14 protein-coding genes are annotated in these 17,670 nt (G+C 49.2%); 6 read left to right on the top strand and 8 right to left on the bottom strand.

Annotated features, from left to right (window positions below; genetic code table 11):
* Positions 1–17 precede the first annotated feature (17 nt).
* From EKK48_25250 to EKK48_25270, 5 genes are all read right to left on the bottom strand, one after another.
* Positions 18–1,328 (bottom strand): ammonium transporter, encoded by a 1,311-nt coding sequence (locus EKK48_25250; protein RTL36549.1) that lies wholly within the window; start codon positions 1,326–1,328, stop codon positions 18–20.
* Positions 1,329–1,339: 11 nt separating this feature from the next.
* Complete coding sequence (locus EKK48_25255; protein RTL36550.1) at positions 1,340–1,723, bottom strand: P-II family nitrogen regulator; 384 nt, start codon at positions 1,721–1,723, stop codon at positions 1,340–1,342.
* A 541-nt stretch (positions 1,724–2,264) separates the two neighbouring features.
* Entirely contained in the window at positions 2,265–3,869 is a 1,605-nt protein-coding gene (locus tag EKK48_25260) for an aromatic amino acid lyase (protein ID RTL36551.1), read from the bottom strand.
* 13 nt (positions 3,870–3,882) lie between these two features.
* Positions 3,883–4,782, bottom strand: coding sequence for a hypothetical protein (locus EKK48_25265; GenBank protein RTL36552.1), 900 nt, complete (start codon positions 4,780–4,782; stop codon positions 3,883–3,885).
* A gap of 339 nt (positions 4,783–5,121) precedes the next feature.
* Entirely contained in the window at positions 5,122–5,556 is a 435-nt protein-coding gene (locus EKK48_25270) for an Rrf2 family transcriptional regulator (GenBank protein RTL36553.1), read from the bottom strand.
* 206 nt (positions 5,557–5,762) lie between these two features.
* On the opposite strand from EKK48_25270, the gene EKK48_25275 reads away from it, so the two are divergent.
* The 4 genes from EKK48_25275 (at position 5,763) to EKK48_25290 (ending at position 11,050) form a co-directional block, all read left to right on the top strand.
* The gene (locus EKK48_25275; protein ID RTL36785.1) at positions 5,763–7,415 is read left to right on the top strand and encodes a hydroxylamine reductase; all 1,653 of its coding nucleotides are present in this window, start codon (positions 5,763–5,765) and stop codon (positions 7,413–7,415) included.
* A gap of 288 nt (positions 7,416–7,703) precedes the next feature.
* Positions 7,704–8,264 carry a hypothetical protein gene (locus tag EKK48_25280; protein RTL36554.1) on the top strand — a complete coding sequence of 187 codons (561 nt, stop codon included), beginning with the start codon at positions 7,704–7,706 and terminating at the stop codon, positions 8,262–8,264.
* Positions 8,265–8,269: 5 nt separating this feature from the next.
* Positions 8,270–9,823 (top strand): DUF1800 domain-containing protein, encoded by a 1,554-nt coding sequence (locus tag EKK48_25285; protein ID RTL36555.1) that lies wholly within the window; start codon positions 8,270–8,272, stop codon positions 9,821–9,823.
* On the top strand, positions 9,824–11,050 hold the full coding sequence (locus EKK48_25290; protein RTL36556.1) for a DUF1501 domain-containing protein: 1,227 nt from the start codon (positions 9,824–9,826) through the stop codon (positions 11,048–11,050).
* Positions 11,051–11,060: 10 nt separating this feature from the next.
* On the opposite strand, the gene EKK48_25295 is transcribed toward EKK48_25290, so the two are convergent.
* On the bottom strand, positions 11,061–12,551 hold the full coding sequence (locus EKK48_25295; GenBank protein RTL36557.1) for a caspase family protein: 1,491 nt from the start codon (positions 12,549–12,551) through the stop codon (positions 11,061–11,063).
* A gap of 261 nt (positions 12,552–12,812) precedes the next feature.
* On the opposite strand from EKK48_25295, the gene EKK48_25300 reads away from it, so the two are divergent.
* On the top strand, positions 12,813–13,952 hold the full coding sequence (locus EKK48_25300; GenBank protein RTL36558.1) for a HAMP domain-containing histidine kinase: 1,140 nt from the start codon (positions 12,813–12,815) through the stop codon (positions 13,950–13,952).
* A gap of 72 nt (positions 13,953–14,024) precedes the next feature.
* Here the strand turns inward: EKK48_25300 and EKK48_25305 are convergent, their stop codons facing one another.
* Positions 14,025–15,476 carry an MFS transporter gene (locus tag EKK48_25305; GenBank protein RTL36559.1) on the bottom strand — a complete coding sequence of 484 codons (1,452 nt, stop codon included), beginning with the start codon at positions 15,474–15,476 and terminating at the stop codon, positions 14,025–14,027.
* 63 nt (positions 15,477–15,539) lie between these two features.
* Positions 15,540–16,727, bottom strand: a complete 1,188-nt coding sequence (locus tag EKK48_25310) for a M48 family peptidase (GenBank protein RTL36560.1) — start codon at positions 16,725–16,727, stop codon at positions 15,540–15,542.
* Between the two features lie 174 nt (positions 16,728–16,901).
* Here EKK48_25310 and EKK48_25315 point away from each other — a divergent pair, with 174 nt between their 5' ends.
* A complete protein-coding gene (locus EKK48_25315; GenBank protein ID RTL36561.1) occupies positions 16,902–17,582 on the top strand; it encodes a thioredoxin in 681 nt (226 codons plus the stop codon).
* Positions 17,583–17,670 lie beyond the last annotated feature (88 nt).

The following is a 17,670-nucleotide window of genomic DNA, read 5'->3' on the forward strand; positions in this document are numbered from 1 at the left end:
AAAGTATTTTTCTCAAACTAGAACGACTGGTTGATCAGGCGCTCAGGAGTTGCCTTGACATTATCGAGCCTGACCAACACGGCGCCACCAAGAGCACCAATGGCACTGGCATCGTGGTAAGCCTCCTCGCCATGTGCATGACGGTCAAGCCCCTCTAGCTCCTCTCTCAGCCCGGCGCGTATAGGCATAACCATTCGCACGAAAGCAACAAGTAGAGCAGAAAATACGCCCGTATAGACAACGGTTGCAGACACAGCCATCAGCTGCACAACGAGAAGATGAGCATTACCGTAGAGAAGACCATCTGCACCGGCAGGATTCACCGCCTTAGCGGCAAAAATTCCGGTCAACAGTGCGCCACACATGCCACCAACACCGTGGCAGGCAAAGACATCGAGTGTATCGTCAAGAGCAGTTTTTGAACGCAACTGCAAAACGGCAAATGAAACAACGGCTGTGAGAACGCCAATCAGAAGAGCCGCCCAGGGATAAACAAAACCTGCGGCCGGCGTGATACCAACCAAACCGACTACTGTCCCGGTGGCGGCACCTACCGCGGTCGGTTTACCGCTGCGCACGCTTTCAACGACCAACCAGGTTAGCATGGCGGCGGCAGCGGCAATATTGGTATTTATGGCAGCTAGAGCTGCTATTCCGTTGGCGGCGAGGGCCGAGCCGGCATTGAAACCAAACCAACCAAACCAGAGCAATCCCGAACCCAGCAGAACAAAAGGAACATTATGTGGCACCAGTGCAGCACGTCTGTGATCGTGACGAGCCCCAAGCAGCCAGGCGCAGACTAGCGCCGCTATACCAGCGGTTACATGCACGACTGTGCCACCTGCGAAATCGAGCGCGCCCAGACTTCTGATCCAACCGCCTTCTCCCCAAACCCAATGTGCCACGGGCGCATAGACGATGAGCGACCACAACGAAAGAAAGAGCAAATATGCCGTAAACTTCATGCGCTCGACGATCGCACCAGATATGATGGCAGGCGTGATCGAAGCAAACATGCCTTGAAACAATGCAAACACGAGGGCAGGAATAGTACTTGCGTATGCTATCGGCGTGCTACCGACGTTGTTAAAGAGAGCGAATGTCAAACCACCCAAAATAGCGTTGCCCGGTGCAAATGCTAGAGAGTAACCCAGTAACATCCAGATCAGCGCGCCAGTTGAAATGGCAACGCAGGTCATCATTAAAGTGTTCAGTGCATTCTTGCGCCTCACCAACCCGGTGTAAAAGAATGCCAACCCGGGACTCATCAAAAAGACAAGGGCAGCGCTAGTAAGCATCCAGGCTGTGTCGCCCGTAGAAATTTCCATTATTCCTCCACTTAAGCAGGGTCCACAGACTGAGTCTGCAAAGTCAACGGAATAGGAAGAAGGGCATGATTGTCCTCATCCCCCGTTCTAATCCGTACGACGCGCTCAATTGATTGAACGAAAATTTTTCCATCGCCGACCACACCAGTCTGTGCGGAGCGCAAAATTGTATCGATAGTCTTATCGACTAAATCATTGGGAACAGCAATTTCGATTTTTACTTTTTCGACGAATTCGAAAACTACGGCGCTGCCTCTATATTGCTCTACCGTGTCCTGCTCACCACCATGTCCGAGCACTGTGCTCAACGACATCCCCGTGATGCCCTCGCGAAACAATCCTGTTTTGACATCTTGCAATCGCTCGGGGCGAATGATGGCAGTGACCATCTTCATAGACGACATCCACATAGACAGCATGAACATAGGCAGCATGAACATAGACTGGATGCAGATCGACAGCATACAGATAGACAGCATGCAGATGGACGGTACACAGAAATAGCTGCTGAATCATACAGCTGCTCGAAAGCATTCATAGTAAAACCGCCCACTGTGACAGCGTAGTGCACACTTTCTTCTCCAAAGGACATCAGGCCAGCCCTTTGCCCTCTCGGGAAATGGCTCGACCTCACAACTTCGATTATATGTAGAAATGATTAAGATGCAAGCCTTTGTTAAGTGCGACACCAGGTTCACATCTCAAGAAGCAGGGATCCTTTTGTATATATCACGACCAACACAACCGTGTTGAGAATTGCTTGCGACGAGAGCAAATACAGCATCGTCAGCGAGTTCCAACAAGGTAGGGCGGACCTGGTCACACACCATATGCGACACCACTGCAGCACAGGGTCAGCAAACGTTACAAGTTTGCTTCACATTTACATTTAAAACGAAAAGAGGCTTCAAAGTTAATTTAGTCGTGCAAAACGGCTTAACCAGCCACTTCAAGCAGGTGATTCGATTCTACCCAACGACGACACTCAACCATGTCGTCATGCATATACCTGTCATCTTCAAAGGAAGTCGAAAGGCGACTCTGCATCCATTCATACGCAGACTGCGTGCAGGCACCGAGTCGAGGATGTCCAAGCGCCTCCTGAGTAAGACCTATAGCCTGATTAGCTAGAAGAAGTTCGACCGCGACAATCTGTTTGACGTTCTCAATAATGCGCAATGCTTTTCTAGATGCCCAGGTACTATTCGACACGTGGTCTTCAACATTTCCTTTTGCAGGAATGGAGTCGACGCTTGCAGGCATGCTCATGGTGCGGTTTTCCATAACAAGAGCAGCCATGGAACATGTCACTACTGAATATCCAGTGTTAATACCAGCATCGCGACCGGCCAAATTTGCAGGCACGCCCAGACCCATGATCGGATCGATCAAGCGAGCCAGACGGCGCTCCGAAATGCTTCCCAGATCAGTCATCACCATAGCGAGAAGATCAGCTGCCTGAGCCAGATATTGCCCATGGAAGTTGCCGCCGCTGATGGCAACATATCCATCACCTTCAGGAAAAATCAGTGGATTGTCCGTGGCGGAATTCATTTCAGTACAAACGATCTGCTCAATATATCTGAGTGCATCGTAGACCGGTCCATGCACTTGCGGCGTGCAGCGATAAGAGTACACATCCTGTACTCGTGGAGGCTGATTGTTTGGACTGCCCCTATCTGGACCAGACATCGTGATCTGGCGGCTCTTCTCCGTGCAACGTTGGCTGCCAGCCAAAAGTCTGCGCAGATTTTTGGCACATTCGACCTGACCATAATGACGGCGAGCTTTATGAACACGCTCATCGAATGCGGCAGTCTCTGCGCGAATAGCCTCCATCGACATTGCCGCCGACAAATCAGCATATCCCAGCAGTTGCTTCGCTTCAGCCAAAGCAAGACAAATAACTGCCAAACTGGCAGTTGAACCGTTTATCAACGCGACGGCATCCTTCGCTTCAAAAACGAAATCAGCCTCTGCTCCTGCCTCAATCCATGCCCTATCTGCGCTGAGAATCTTTCCTCCATACTCGACCTGAGCATGAGGATCTCCCATCAAAGCTGCTGACAAATATGCAAGCGGTGCCAGATCTCCACTGGCACCAACTGACCCCTGACTATAAACAATTGGATGAATGCCTGAATTGAGCATCGCCAGCAAACGCTCGATCACTATTACTCGTGGACCGGAGAAGTTGGAGGCAAAAGCATTTGCTCGCAGAAGCATCAGCGCTCGTACTACTTCGCGTGAGAACGGTTCACCGCAACCAGCCGCATGCGAACGAATAAGATTAGCCTGAAATCTGGACACTTCTCTGGTCGGAATGCGCGTGTTCTTTAAATTGCCGACACCGGTGTTGAACGAATAGATCAACGGCGCATCGTCTCGCAACCAATTTGACTCGATGAAATCGCGCGTCTTTTGCAGACTGGCTGCCGACTGCTCAGAAAGTTTCACTTTCACCGATGGTTGAGTCGCGACAACGATAACGTCTTCAAGCGAGAGACTGCTTCCATCAATCGTCAAAGTCGATGGTGTCATATCTGGTGCGCGCTCACGAATGCTTCAATCGTGCCAACTGCTCTTGACCGAATTTGACCATCTCGTTGCGTTGCGGGAAATCAGGAGATTTTTTGGCATTTTCAATCGCCTGTTTATAATTCTCTTTGGCCCGACGATAATCATTAGCGTTGAAATAAACGGTGGCATTGTTGAAATATGCAGCAGCAAGTTGCATGCGCAATTGACCAAGTGCCTGCTCCGATTGAGGCGCCGCAAATCTGGCTACCAAACCCTTCTGTGGCTTCGAAAGTTGGTCAAGCGACTTGTTCAAAATTTCGATTGCCCGTTCGTTCCACATCTGCGATTCTTTGATGTTGCCCAGACCTTGCTGCGCAAGACCAGCAGTAAAAGCGATGGTTCCTAAGTTTGTCTTCTGTTTTTCGTCGTTGACATAAAAATCCCACTCACTTTGAGACGCTGCTAATGCCGCCTCGTACTGACCACGATTGACCTGACTCTGGACGAGTGCTGTGGTCAACCACGGGCTGCCACCGGGCAAAACCTTTCTCAGCCATGGTCCCTTACTGCCAATAGTTTCGACCATCTTCCAGGCGCCCATTCTCGATGCCAGTGCAATCGAACCAAACATGCTCATCCAGGCAATACTGCGCGCAACCAGGAAACTAGCGACAATGACAATGGCACTGACAACACACTGGAGCCAATCGATAGGCTTGGCGCTAAACGCGCTGTGAAAGTTGGTGATCCCCCAATAGAGTCCCCCTGACAGAACCACTACGGACACGACGAGCAACCCAAAGAGAAGGGCGGTGCTGAGCTGATCTCCCCTGCTGTTACTTTCGGCGGTGTTGACCGGCATGGCAGACGACTCGGGACCAACCCGTTTCGTTCGTTTCTGCTGTTGCTTCATCTGGTTCTTCATCTTCGCCATAATTGCTGTCTCTAGCCCGGTTGCAAAGTTATAACTCTGTAAATGTATCAAGCATGAGCGCTCAGATACTGAACGGACGGTAATCTAAGCAAGTATTCCTCTGGCGCGAATCGCCAAAAGCTCAAGAGAGCGCTCTTTTGCCCGGCAGCAGCCCACGTAAAATGTGCTCCATTTGAAGATATGTGTTTTTGAGGACCGACTAGACTGTCGAGCGTCCTCATTTATAAAGTGCGCAGCGGATTCGTAACCAGCGCAGCAGATTCGTAACCAGCGCAGCAGATTCGTAACCAGCGCAGCAGATTCGTAAAAAGCAGCGGACTCGTAACCAGCGCAACGGATTTATTGGCAGCGCGGAGTCAGAGGAACACTGCACAGCGGGCTCTTTGATTCCACCACCAGCTCGCTCAAAAGCGACCTTGCAAAAGCACTTTCAACCTGTGCGGTGGCCTCCGAAAGTCTTTTATGCAACGGGCAGAGGTTCATTCCATGTCCTTCGATGCCCAATGGACAGACAGTCAACTTTTCAATTGGATCGACTGCATTGACAATATCCAGAATGGAAATTTGATCGGCCTGCTTGGCCATTACAAAGCCCCCACCGATTCCTCGCTGGGAGTTGACCAATTTCGCTTTCGCCAACTGCTGCATAACCTTACTCAAATAACCAGGCGGAACTTGCGTTGCCTTCGCTATCTCCTGCCCGGTTGAAGCAGCATCCCTTATGGCAAGAAAAACCATAGCCCTGAGCGCGTATTCGGCTGTCTGCGAAATCATTTTTTACCGTTACTTTTAGGTGCCTATTAGTTCTAACAGAAGATCAGTCGAAAGGATGATTGATACTTCTCAGCCAACACTCCTATTATAGACATAAAGGTCCATTTATTGCCTGAGGTCTGAACTGGCGCGATTTATGAGCTTTAGAAGCTGAACGCGAACAATCAGAACCCAAGTTTACATCCTAAGGAGAACGTTGAATGAGCATGTTTTGTTATCAGTGTGAGCAAACGGCGCAAGGAACCGGCTGCACCTCTATGGGTATTTGCGGCAAAACCCCTGAAACAGCCACTCTGCAAGACGTAATGGTCTACATCGTCAAAGGTATCTCTCAATATGCTCACAGACTGCGCAAGCTGGGAATCCAAGATCAATCCGTCGATCAAGTAACGTTAGAGTCGCTCTTCATGACACTGACGAACGTCAACTTCGACGAAGCAGAACATATTTCGTATATAAATGAGAAGCTCACCCCGACCCTTACCAAGGTCAAATCTCTTTATCTGGCTGCCTGCAAATCTCAAAATCTCGAGCCAGAAAAGCTAGTTGGCCCGGCTGAATGGAGCGGAGAGAAATCAGGAGCAGAGCTGAATCAATTCGGCATCGCAATCGGGATTCTTGAAAGAGCCAAGAGCACGTCACCAGATGTAGTATCACTGCAAGAGCTTCTGACATATGGCGTCAAAGGCCTCGCTGCTTACGCACACCACGCACAACTGCTCGGCTACAGCGACGATGCAATTCCAGCATTCGTGCATAAATCATTCGATTACTTGTCGAGCGCCGACCAGACTATCGAAGAACTATTGCAGCTCTGCCTGGATGCCGGCAAGACAAACTACATTGTCATGCAACTTCTCGACCACGCTCATTGTCAAACATTCGGCAACCCCGAACCAACTGCAGTGCGCACAACACCCATTAAAGGGAAAGCTATCCTCGTCTCCGGCCATGACCTGAAGTCTCTCTATGAGCTCCTCAAGCAAACAGAAGGTAAAGGCATTAACGTCTACACCCACGGTGAAGTGCTGCCAGCCCATGGCTATCCGACCCTCAAAGCCTTCAAGCATCTGGTCGGCAATTACGGCGGTGCCTGGCAAAATCAAGTCAAGGAATTCGAAGCCTTTCCAGGTGCCATCGTGATGACCACTAACTGCCTCAAGCCACCGGCTGAGACATACATTGATCGCCTTTTCTCCATGGATGTAGTCGGATGGCACGGTGTTCGCAAAGTGAACAACTATGACTACTCACCAGTGATCGAAGCAGCACTGGCAGCCGAAGGCTTTCAAGCCGACGAGCCCCAAAAGGAAATAACGGTCGGCTTTGGACATGCCGCAGTTCTAGGTGTGGCAGGCAAAGTCATAGATCTCGTCAAAGCCGGAAAAATAAGCCACTTTTACTTAATTGGCGGATGCGACGGCGCCGAATTCTCACGCAATTACTTCACCGAATTTGCCGAGTCAGTACCAGCCGATGGTGTCATCCTGACTCTGGGATGCGGTAAATATCGCTTCAATTTTGAAGAATTCGGTGCAATCGACGGCATACCCAGGTTGCTCGATATCGGTCAATGCAACGACGCCTATTCAGCAATTCAGATCGCCACAGCTCTGGCCGCAGCATTTGAATGCGATATCAATGAGTTGCCGCTGTCTTTGATCATCTCCTGGTTCGAGCAAAAAGCCGTAGCAGTGCTGCTTACCCTCCTGGCCCTGGGAGTTAAGAACATAAGACTCGGTCCAAATTTACCTGCTTTTGTAACGCCAAACGTTCTCAAAGTACTCGTAGATTCCTACAACCTTATGCCAGTCGGTACGGTTAAAGGTGACTTGCAGACAATCGCTAAAGGCGCCTGATCGAATCTTAGCTCATACGGAAAGACTGCCGGTCTCGAGATCGGCAGTCTTTGCTTTTGTCCTTTTTTCGGCTGGATGAAATCACTCATTGAGGCACTCATTGGAGAAGCACTGAGAAAAAGTGCTTCTCACCTGGGCGCTCGTCTACTGAAGAACTCCTCGAAAAGCTCCGAATAGAAGGCAATCCAGGTTTTAATCGGGCAGGTCTCGTCAGCAAACGGTTGTCAGTATAGACTGGTTAAGGAGCCCATAGACCGCCCAAAACTCACAAGCTACTGAGGTTTTCCTATGCTAATGGCAGATACGATGGCGATTTTTCTTTCCGTGCTCGGGATGTTGATCGCCTGTCCAGCGCTCTGGTTGTTGTGTCGGGGACTCTGGCCAGACCTGGTCGACTATTCGAAAGCAGATTGCTCGGTAACTCTATTCAAACCGTTTCTCGTCGGGCTGCCCCTCACAATCGCCACAGTTTTCGCCGTTATCTTCCTGGGGCAATTGCCTCAACCTGGAGGCGGCATAAGCAGCCTCGCTTTGATTTGCTTGTTTATTACCTACGCTGGTTCGGGTGTAGCAGGATTGGCAACTGTTATTGGTGAGCGACTGCCTTCACCAGCTGATGCGCAATGTCCCTGGAAAGCCACCATACGTGGTGGTATCGTACTGGAGCTTTCCTATATCTTGCCTTTTCTTGGCTGGTTTGTATTGTTGCCGATTTCAATAATAATCGGTGCCGGTGCAACAACAAGGGCGATGATCAAATCACACCGGCAAAAACCAAAGAACGACAACAAAAAGGTTTCGATATCAGGTGACAATCAATTCGGCGGAACCGTCTCGGCACCGGTGTAAGCCAAATGAAGTGCGAAGATCAATTAGAACCTGAAGCGGATTCGCTGACTGCACCGACAAACATCAGTCGCAGGAACATTCTGAAGACGGCAGCATTTTTCGCAGGGGCAGCCAGTCTATCCGGCTGCGAGCATCTGGTCAGCAGCGTCACCGAAAACATGGGAGAAGTCATACCCGCGCATGTTGGCGTCTCTACTGCACACAACATAGACCCGGCATTCCACTTGCTCTCTAGAGCGGCATACGGACCCTGGCCCGGCGACATTGACCGACTCAAGAAGATGGGCACCACAGCGTGGATTGAAGAGCAACTGAACCCGGAGAAAATAGACGATAGCGCCTGCCGATTACGCAGCGGCAGGTTCGAATCAGTTCACCTCGATCCCGGAACCACATTCGAATACAAAAAGCCCGTGATCAAAGAAGAACTGATAAGACATGCTCTCTTGCAGTCTGTATACAGCAAGCGACAGTTGCATGAGGTGATGGTTGAATTCTGGACGGACCACCTCAATATAGATGTCAACAAAGGCGATTGCATTTACATGAAAGGTTCCGACGACCGCCTGGTAATTCGAAAACACGCGCTCGGAAATTTCTATGATTTGATTCAAGCATCAGCTATTTCGCCGGCCATGCTCGTTTACCTCGATGGAAATCAAAACAAGAAGGGAAAACCAGATGACATACCTAACGAGAATTATGGGCGCGAGTTGCTCGAACTGCACACTCTGGGCGTGAGTGGTGGGTATACCCAGAAGGATGTCTTTGAAGCAGCACGGTGCTTAACAGGCTGGAGAATACACGACAGCTGGCAACGCGGCAAAGTATACTTCGATCCTCAGCTTCATGATGACGGCGCAAAAGTTGTACTGGGACAAGAAATTGCTGCCGGTGGCGGCGAGAAAGACTTGCAACGACTGGTTGAAATTGCCTGTGCGCATCCGTCAACGGCAAAGCACATAGCAAGCAAGCTGGTGCGGCGATTTGTTTCGGACGATCCACCTGCATCTCTTGTCGATCAGGTCGGACAGATATTTACGAGCACCAGGGGCGATATCAAAGCTATGGTGCGCTGTATACTCCTTTCTGCTGAATTCAAGAATTCCGCAGGCAGCAAAATCAAGCGTCCGTTCCAGTACATTGTCACTTGCTTGCGCAGTCTCGGCGCTGACACGTACGCCCATTCAGAGCTAGTCGAGTATTTGACGAGAATGGGTCAGGGTCCTTTCCAATACCCCACTCCGGATGGGTATCCAGATGAACCAAAACCCTGGCTTGGCACGCTGCTCTGGCGTTGGAATTTCGCCCTCGCCCTGGTCAATAAAAAAGTTCCCACTGTCGAAGTCTCCCTTGAAAAATTGGCTTCCGCTATTTATCCAAACGCCGCCGAAGAAGTCTCAGCTGCACACCTGATGCCTCATTTTGTCGGACGTCTCGCCAGTCAATCCGAAATCGACGTTCTGCAAAATTACGTAGGAAAAACAGCCGACAAAAATGCCCACCTCTCACAGTTGGTTGGTCTGATCCTTTCATCACCTGCATTCCAGAGGTGTTAAATGTCTAAAACAAGCAGACGAACATTTCTGAAGTCAATTGCTTTTGGCAATGAAAAATCATCGCCCGCAAACGACAAGATTCTTGTCAGCATCTTTCTCAGAGGTGGCGCCGACACTCTGAACATGTTCGTTCCCTATGCCGATGCGGATTATTACAAACAGCGACCCACAATAGCCATTCCGCCGCCGCACAAATCTGAACCGAACAGGGATGCAGCGCTAAAGCTGAATGATTTATATGCTGTGCATCCCAGACTGAAACCAATCTTGCCAATTTATCAAGACGGGCGACTGGCGATTATCCAGTCAGTTGGCTCAGACAATCCCACAGGTTCTCACTTCGACACGCAAGATCAGGTAGAGCATGGCGAAGCATACGGCAAGAAACTAGGCGGTGGTTGGCTTGGCCGACATCTGAGACTGCACGGAAAGAATAATCAGACGCCACTGTCAGCAGTATCAATTGGAACAAGCATTTGCGAATCATTGAGCGGGGCACCCAACGTTTGTGCTCTCGGTTCTCTTGACGAAATCAAATTGCAAATAAAACCCGACGAGAGCCGCTCACTGCTTGACTCACTATCAGCTTTATACGGATCTGAAATAGGCATTCTTAGTGAACCGGGTAAAGAAACTATTCAGCTCTTGCATAAAGTTCAGTCAATCCATAACGGACAGTACCGACCAGAATACGATGCCGTATATGGAGACGATCAATTTTCCAGAGGCATGAAGGAAATAGCAAGATTGATCAAAGCCAACGTGGGAATGCAAGCAGCCTGTATAGACTTCGGCGGATGGGACACGCATTTCGTGCAAGGGTCTTCTGAAGGACTGCAAGCAAACAACATCGACATCTTAGGTAAAGGGCTGGCGGCCTTCGATAGAGACATCTCCAAATACCGAAATCGAGTCACCACCATCGTCATGACTGAATTTGGTCGGCGCACTTACGAAAACGGCTCACTTGGCACCGATCACGGACAGGGCTCGGCCGTAATGATCATCGGCGGCGGCGTAAAGGGCGGTAGATTCTATGGAGAGTGGACAGGTGTGGCGGACCAGGACGTAGACATCCTTGGTCCCAGTGGTCTGCGTATAAAGTATGATTATCGCGCCGTGTTGCAAGAAGTACTCAGCGGTCTTTTAAACAATCGCAATGCTCACAAAGTTTTTCCTGATCTAAGTGCACCACTGATCGGATTTGCTCCTCCAATCACTGCCTGAACTCAGTCTGTCAGTCTGCAAACTCGATTGTGGAAGGCAAAGTTGGATTCCGAAACTGTGATTGCCGCAAAAAGTCTTGCGCTTCGCCTGACTGATTAAGCTTGTGAAAGCAATACGCACGCGCGAGGTATGCCTGCCAGCAACCGGGATTGTCAACAAGCAACTCCTGTAATTCGCGATTGGCTGCCCCAATACTACCCATCTGCATTCGAATGATGGCTACGGGAATTTTGTACTGCGGATCGTTGAAATTGGCAGCCTTCATGGCAAAGGCACTTTGAAGCGCATCCTTCATCTCTTTCTCGGTTTTGTATACAGGAACCTTTGTAATTTTGCACAAATAAGCAAGGCTCAATTTGCCATCCCAGGCATCAGCAATCGCTTTCAATTTCTCCGCAGAAGGTGCAGAAGATTCAACTCCTTTTGTGGGATTGACCATGGCAATTTGATTTTCAGGCACCATCAAGCCGCCACGCCCGAGACTATCAGGCTCCAGATCGGCTAACACTGTAGGAGGAAGCGGCTCAGGCTGCGCGGGTTTAACACCCAGCACAAGATCTCTTCCTGTCCACTTGCTGCGCAAAACAGGTGTCTGCGTTAAACCGGGATGATCTTGCTTCACTTCATCAGAAATCTTTTCCTGTGCCTGTTTAAAAGCATCGGTCAAAGGCGTATTCGTACCTTTAGCTCTCAGACCCTCCAAAAGGTGTTTCGTAAAAACGCCATTGGAGTAACGTTTCGACTCCCATGATTGCTCTTCGGGCTCGCTCGAACAAATGACCATCTTGCCTGAACCTTCCGCCAGAGAGCTGGCATCGAAGTTTCCGGCGCGCATCATGCCTTTCGCGTTGGGATCGACACCACCACTATGACAGGCGTCCAAAATCAAAAGAACACGATCTGAAGCGACCCGATGTTTGATAATGCCAAGAATTTCTTGCATATCTATACTGGTCGAATACAGGTCGTCAGGATCTGAATCGTAAGTGACGACATAGTTTTTGTGCTCAATTGCATCCATTTGTGATGGACTTCCGTGACTGGAGATATAAATCACCACGAGATCGTCAGGCTTAACCATGCGAGTCAACAACTTGTTGCCCAATTCGGAACGCACGCGACGTTGAGTCGCCTTTTCATTAAGCAACAAGCGAACATGGTCAGGTGAAAAATTAGCTTCAGTCGTCAGGTATTGATAAAACGCTTTTGCATCTTCTGTGGCGTAACGCAGCTTCGGAATCTTGGCATTAGCAAACTGCGTCAAGCCTACTACAACAGCCCACTTATCACGTACGGGCCGCGTTGTATCAGAAATCGCAGCCTCGACCTGCGCGGCTGCAGGAACAATTGTCGGCGCAACCGCTGCCCCTTTACTCGCCGCCTGCGATTCGGGCGTCCGAACCGGCTGCGATGCTGCCAGACTCGACGCCGAAGCGACGGAAAGAACACCGGGAAGAAACACTGCTAGCAAAGCAACGGCGTTTTTTCGACCTTGCAACATCCCACAACCTCTGGAACCTTAACCGTGATTCCATCGGTTTTATACCCAGCCGGCCGCTCAGAATTCGGATTAAACAGCCGAGTTTAACCGTTTATTCATGGGCTTCAGGCAATATACGCACCGCTCAAATTCTGCCAAACGTTTGCCAACCCGGTGTTCTATAACTGAAATATCGAGGGAATGACCGATAAACAGAGTTCGAACTGAGAACTCATACCTTTAACACGCCTTCTACCTGAACGAGATTCTCTGGGGGACCTCATGGAAGAAACACGTCTACAAAATCAAAATATATCTATTCTGCTTGGAGAAAATCCAACGGCAGGAATGCGAATCATCAGGGCGATGCTGAAGGAAGCGATTGGCGAGAAAGCTGAGATCGCCGAAGTTGATACCTTCGCAGCTGCAGAAAAAGCTCTGGCAAACGAAAGATTCGATCTTCTATTGCTGGATATGGACTTGCCTGACAGCCATCAGCTCAGGTCCGTTGAAGCTATCCGGGCTGTTACAAAAGCACCGCTAATAGTGCTGGGAAACACAAAAGACCACACTCTAGCGCTGAACATATTAAGAGCCGGCGCCGAAGACTTTCTGTGTAAAAACTCCATAAGCGCCTGCAGTTTATCGCGTGCAATCAGCTTTGCAATCGAAAGAAACAGCACTCGCATGGGAGAGTTGGAGCGATTGCAGCTGTTAGAGCTGCGCGAAGACTTTATGCTCACCTTGACGCATGATCTGAAGAATCCTCTTCTTGGTGCCAACAGACTGATCGATTTGATTGCCGGCGGAAACACAGGCATATCGATTGAGGAACAAAGAAGCCTTCTCTACCAGATTAAAGACAGTAACGAGAGTCTTCTCGCACTAGTTCAAAGTCTCTACGAAGTTTATAAATACGAAAGAGATCTCCAACAACTGCACCTCGAAAAGACCGATCTGCTGGCAGTCGTGAATCACTATCTACGCTCCGTACGACATCTCATGGAAGACAAACGCATCGTCACGCACGTAGTAAACAATGCTCATAATGCCGTGGTTTTAGCAGATTCACTATCCATCTCGAGAGTAGTGCAGAATCTGATTGAGAACGCCATAAAATTCTCACCAATCGACGGAAGAGTGGAAATCAACCTGAGAACTGAAGCTGACCACGTAACCTTACACGTTGCCGACGAAGGTCCTGGAATCGAACCTCAAGACCTGCAGAAATTATTCTTGCGCTTCTACCAGGGACGTCCAGGTCGCTCCTACGATTATGGAATGGGACTCGGTCTGTATCTTTGTCGGCAAATCGTAGAAGCCCACAGCGGCAAAATCTGGTGCGCGCCGAACGAAGAAACCGGGACAGTATTCACCGTCAGCCTACCCGCAACAGTACAGCCGGCAGGACCAGGTCAATGATAAATATGGCAGCCAGGCTGCCAGCAAATGGACCGATCCGGAATATGGTTGTCTCACTGGCAGCGTGGCAAACTATTCCTGGCTGGAAAGCGGGGGTGAAATCGATTCTAGCGATTGGCGCTCCGCAGCAACACCGAAGAAATGCTCGGTTATAGCAGCGAACATCATCAAAGCAGCTCCGGAGTAATAGCCAAGCGATAGAGTGTAGCGCGAACCAGTGGCAATTAAACTTGCAAAAATAGACGGCGCAAAAACTCCACCGACAAGCGTTCCTGCCGCATAAAATATGGCAATTGCCAGAGCTCTCATCTCAAGCGGAAACAACTCGCTCACGGTCAAGTATGCGGCACTGGCTGCAGACGATGCGATGAAAAATATAGCGACCCAGGCGACCGATTGCGTAATTGATGATAAAAGGTCGAACTGAAATAAAACGGCACTGATCGCAAGAAGCAACCCAGAGGCACCGTAAGTAAAAATGATCATCGGTTTCCGGCCGACGGCATCGAAAAAGTGCCCGAGTAATATCGGTCCAAGCAGATTGCCTAGCGCAAAAGGAAGAATGTACCAACTGACTGTCTCAGCCGGAACATTGTAAAACTTATTCAAAACCAGAGCGTAAGTAAAAAATATCGCGTTATAGAAAAACGCCTGCGAACTCATCAATACTAATCCTAGAAAAGTTCGCTTACGCTGATCAACCAGCAAAGTCTTGAAAATCTGTTTCCAGGGTGTACCTGTGTGAATTGCAATGCGTAAAGGCTTCTCCTCGATCTCCGCCAGTGCCGCACCGCCTGCGGTGACCTGCTGCTCGATTGCTGAAACGATCGCCTCGGCCTCTTCATTACGCCCATGCACCATGAGCCAGCGCGGACTCTCGGGCACCCAGTGCCGGATCAACAGAACACCCAAACCAAGAACGGCACCGATAGCGTACGAAACTCTCCACCCCAGCCAGGTCGGAATGATTTTATCGTCCAGCAGAATCACTGTTGCCCCGGCACCAAGCATGGCACCCAACCAATATGTAGAGTTGATGATCAAATCAACCTGCCCTCTGACTCTGGCCGGAATCAACTCATCAATTGCAGAGTTGATAGCGGCGTATTCGCCACCAATTCCAGAACCTGCCAGCCACATAAAAGCAGCGTAACTGTAAAAATTCCAGGCGAAAGCAGTCAACGCAGCAGCAGCAAGATAAACAGAAAGCGTTATATAGAACAGCTTCTTTCGACCAAATCTGTCTGTGGCATAACCAAAAACAAGAGCACCAAGCACAGCACCTGAAAGATAACAGGAAGCGCTCATACCGACTTCAACTGCTGTCAGCCCCAATGCCTGAGGCTTCTGCAAAACTGCTCCAATAGCTCCTGCCAGCGTCACTTGCAGCCCATCAAGTATCCACGTTACACCTAAGCCAATAACTACCAACCAGTGCCATCTGCTCCAGGGCAAACGATCCATCCGCTGCGGAACGTTTGTTTCTATCCAGGTCGGCGTGGCGACAGAATCCGAATCAGCCATAGATTCTCCACAAGCATTAACCAGACAGGGCAAGTAAGCCGTGTATTATAAACCGTTTGCCAATCAAAAAACCTTTCGTCCGGCGGCAAATTCAATTCTTTCTTTCAATGTTGGATGAGTAAATAGAAAAAACTTGATCAGCGCAGGCGGATCGGGCTCGCTCAAATTTTTCTCCGCAAACGCGACAAACAAATTCGCCATCGCTAAACGATTCTCAGTCAACATCAGTCCATACTTATCTGCCTGATGCTCCTGATAGCGAGAAACATAATTGACTAACGGCATGCTAATAAATCCAATCGATAAGCTCAGCATCATCAACACCGGGGCGACGGCATAGTCAGTCAAACCACCTACACCCCAGCGCTTTGGCAACATACTGATGAACCGGTTAGCGCCGAAATATCCGAAGGGCACAATAACCAGAGCTGCCAACACCGACATGGCAAAACCCCAGTAGATATGATTGAGCACGTAGTGCCCGATCTCGTGTCCCACCACGGAAAGTACCTGATCCTCAGGCAAGCCCTTGATCGTGCTGTCCCAAAGTACAATCCGTGATGACCCCCCAATGCCAGTTACATAAGCGTTCATTTTATTAGTTTGCTTACTTTTGTCTGCAACAAGAATTACTGCATTAGGAATATTTGCTTTGATGGAAAGGGCTCTGATCTTAGATTTCAGACTGCCATCAGCCATAGGCGTAAATTTGTTGAATATAGGGTCAATGACGATCGGCTCGGCAAAGATTGCTAACGCTATCACAGGAATTGTAATCAACCATAGAACAAATGGCCAGTGAACGCGAAAACGTCTGACGACAGAGAAGAAAATAGTCAGAACAATACAATTAATCACCGCAGAAACTGCTGTTCCCTTCGCCTTGTCCACAAGGAAGTCACTGAGCGATTGCTGCGATAAATTAAAGGCATGCTCAAGGTAATATCCGCTGCCAACAGACAACGGAAGTGTCAACAAAGTAACTGTCAGCGTCAACAGGACACTAAATATTGCAACCTGAATCAGCTGATTTCGATTAGCTCGAATTGAATAATCACGCAAGCGCGAAGCAATGTTCAACTGCATAATCAAAAATAAAACTGATAGCAAATAAAACACAGAGAAAAAAACCAGCGCATAACGTATACGCGAATATCGCAGCATCGAATCAGTGATCTCAGGCAATCGCAGTTCTTCGAGATTCTTTGCCATCATCTTTGCCAAAACAGGACCATCAAAAGAGCTATCCACCTGCAGAGAATGCTGATGACGTGCGGGTAACAACTATCTATCTGTCCCGATCACGAAACGCCATTTGTTTCATTATAAGCGAACGAAACGCTCAAATAGTGACAATTTGGACACAAATTCCACATATCATTCTAGTCCTCAGCCAAACAAATATCTTAGAACAGGAGACGCTTTATGAGTCTTGACAGCGTGGTTGATCTGCCACCAGCTCCCGCAAGCAATGACATGCCACTGAACAAGCAAGTCGGCAAGGAGATGAGCTCACCAACAAAAACCTCAAATCCGATCGATGTGGATTGTGAGAAAAATCCTTCCAGTGAAAAATGCTTACCAAAGTTCCAGATCGTGGAAAATCTGCCATTGCTTCAAAGAATCGAAGACAGGCAGAAACACCTGGCTCCCCTCACCGACGAGATTCTGAAGAGCAGAGAGAAAGCCCATCATAACGAAGCTTTGAGAGCGGCAGGAAAAATCCCAGAAGGAGCTCCTGTCGATGTGGCACCAACTATCAATCGCCCAGCACCAGAGAAAGCACCTCAGGTCTACGATGCCGGTGGCCTGGATGTGGCGCGCCAACGTGCTCGTGACGAAGGCAAGAATCTGGTCATCGAAGTATATGGGGAACACTGCACATACTGCAAACAACAAGATGCAACCATGGAAGACAGAGAAGTTAAAGCAATGCTCCAGAATGCAATTGTTGTGAAGATCAACGGAGATCAAAACCGAGATTTAGTACAACAATTTGGAGTGACAGGCTATCCAACTACCGAAATCTACAAACCAGGACAGAGCGAACCACTCCGCTATAGCGGAGCGATGAGAAAGAGAGATTTCCTGAATGCATTGAGATAGATAACAGACTACAGATTTATGGGTACGTTTCGCAAGGCACGCTAGTCGAGCCTTGCGTTAACGTTTCAAGCTGGACAGCAGGCTAGCG

It is taken from the genome of Candidatus Melainabacteria bacterium (assembly GCA_003963305.1).
Lineage (GTDB): Bacteria > Cyanobacteriota > Vampirovibrionia > Obscuribacterales > Obscuribacteraceae > PALSA-1081.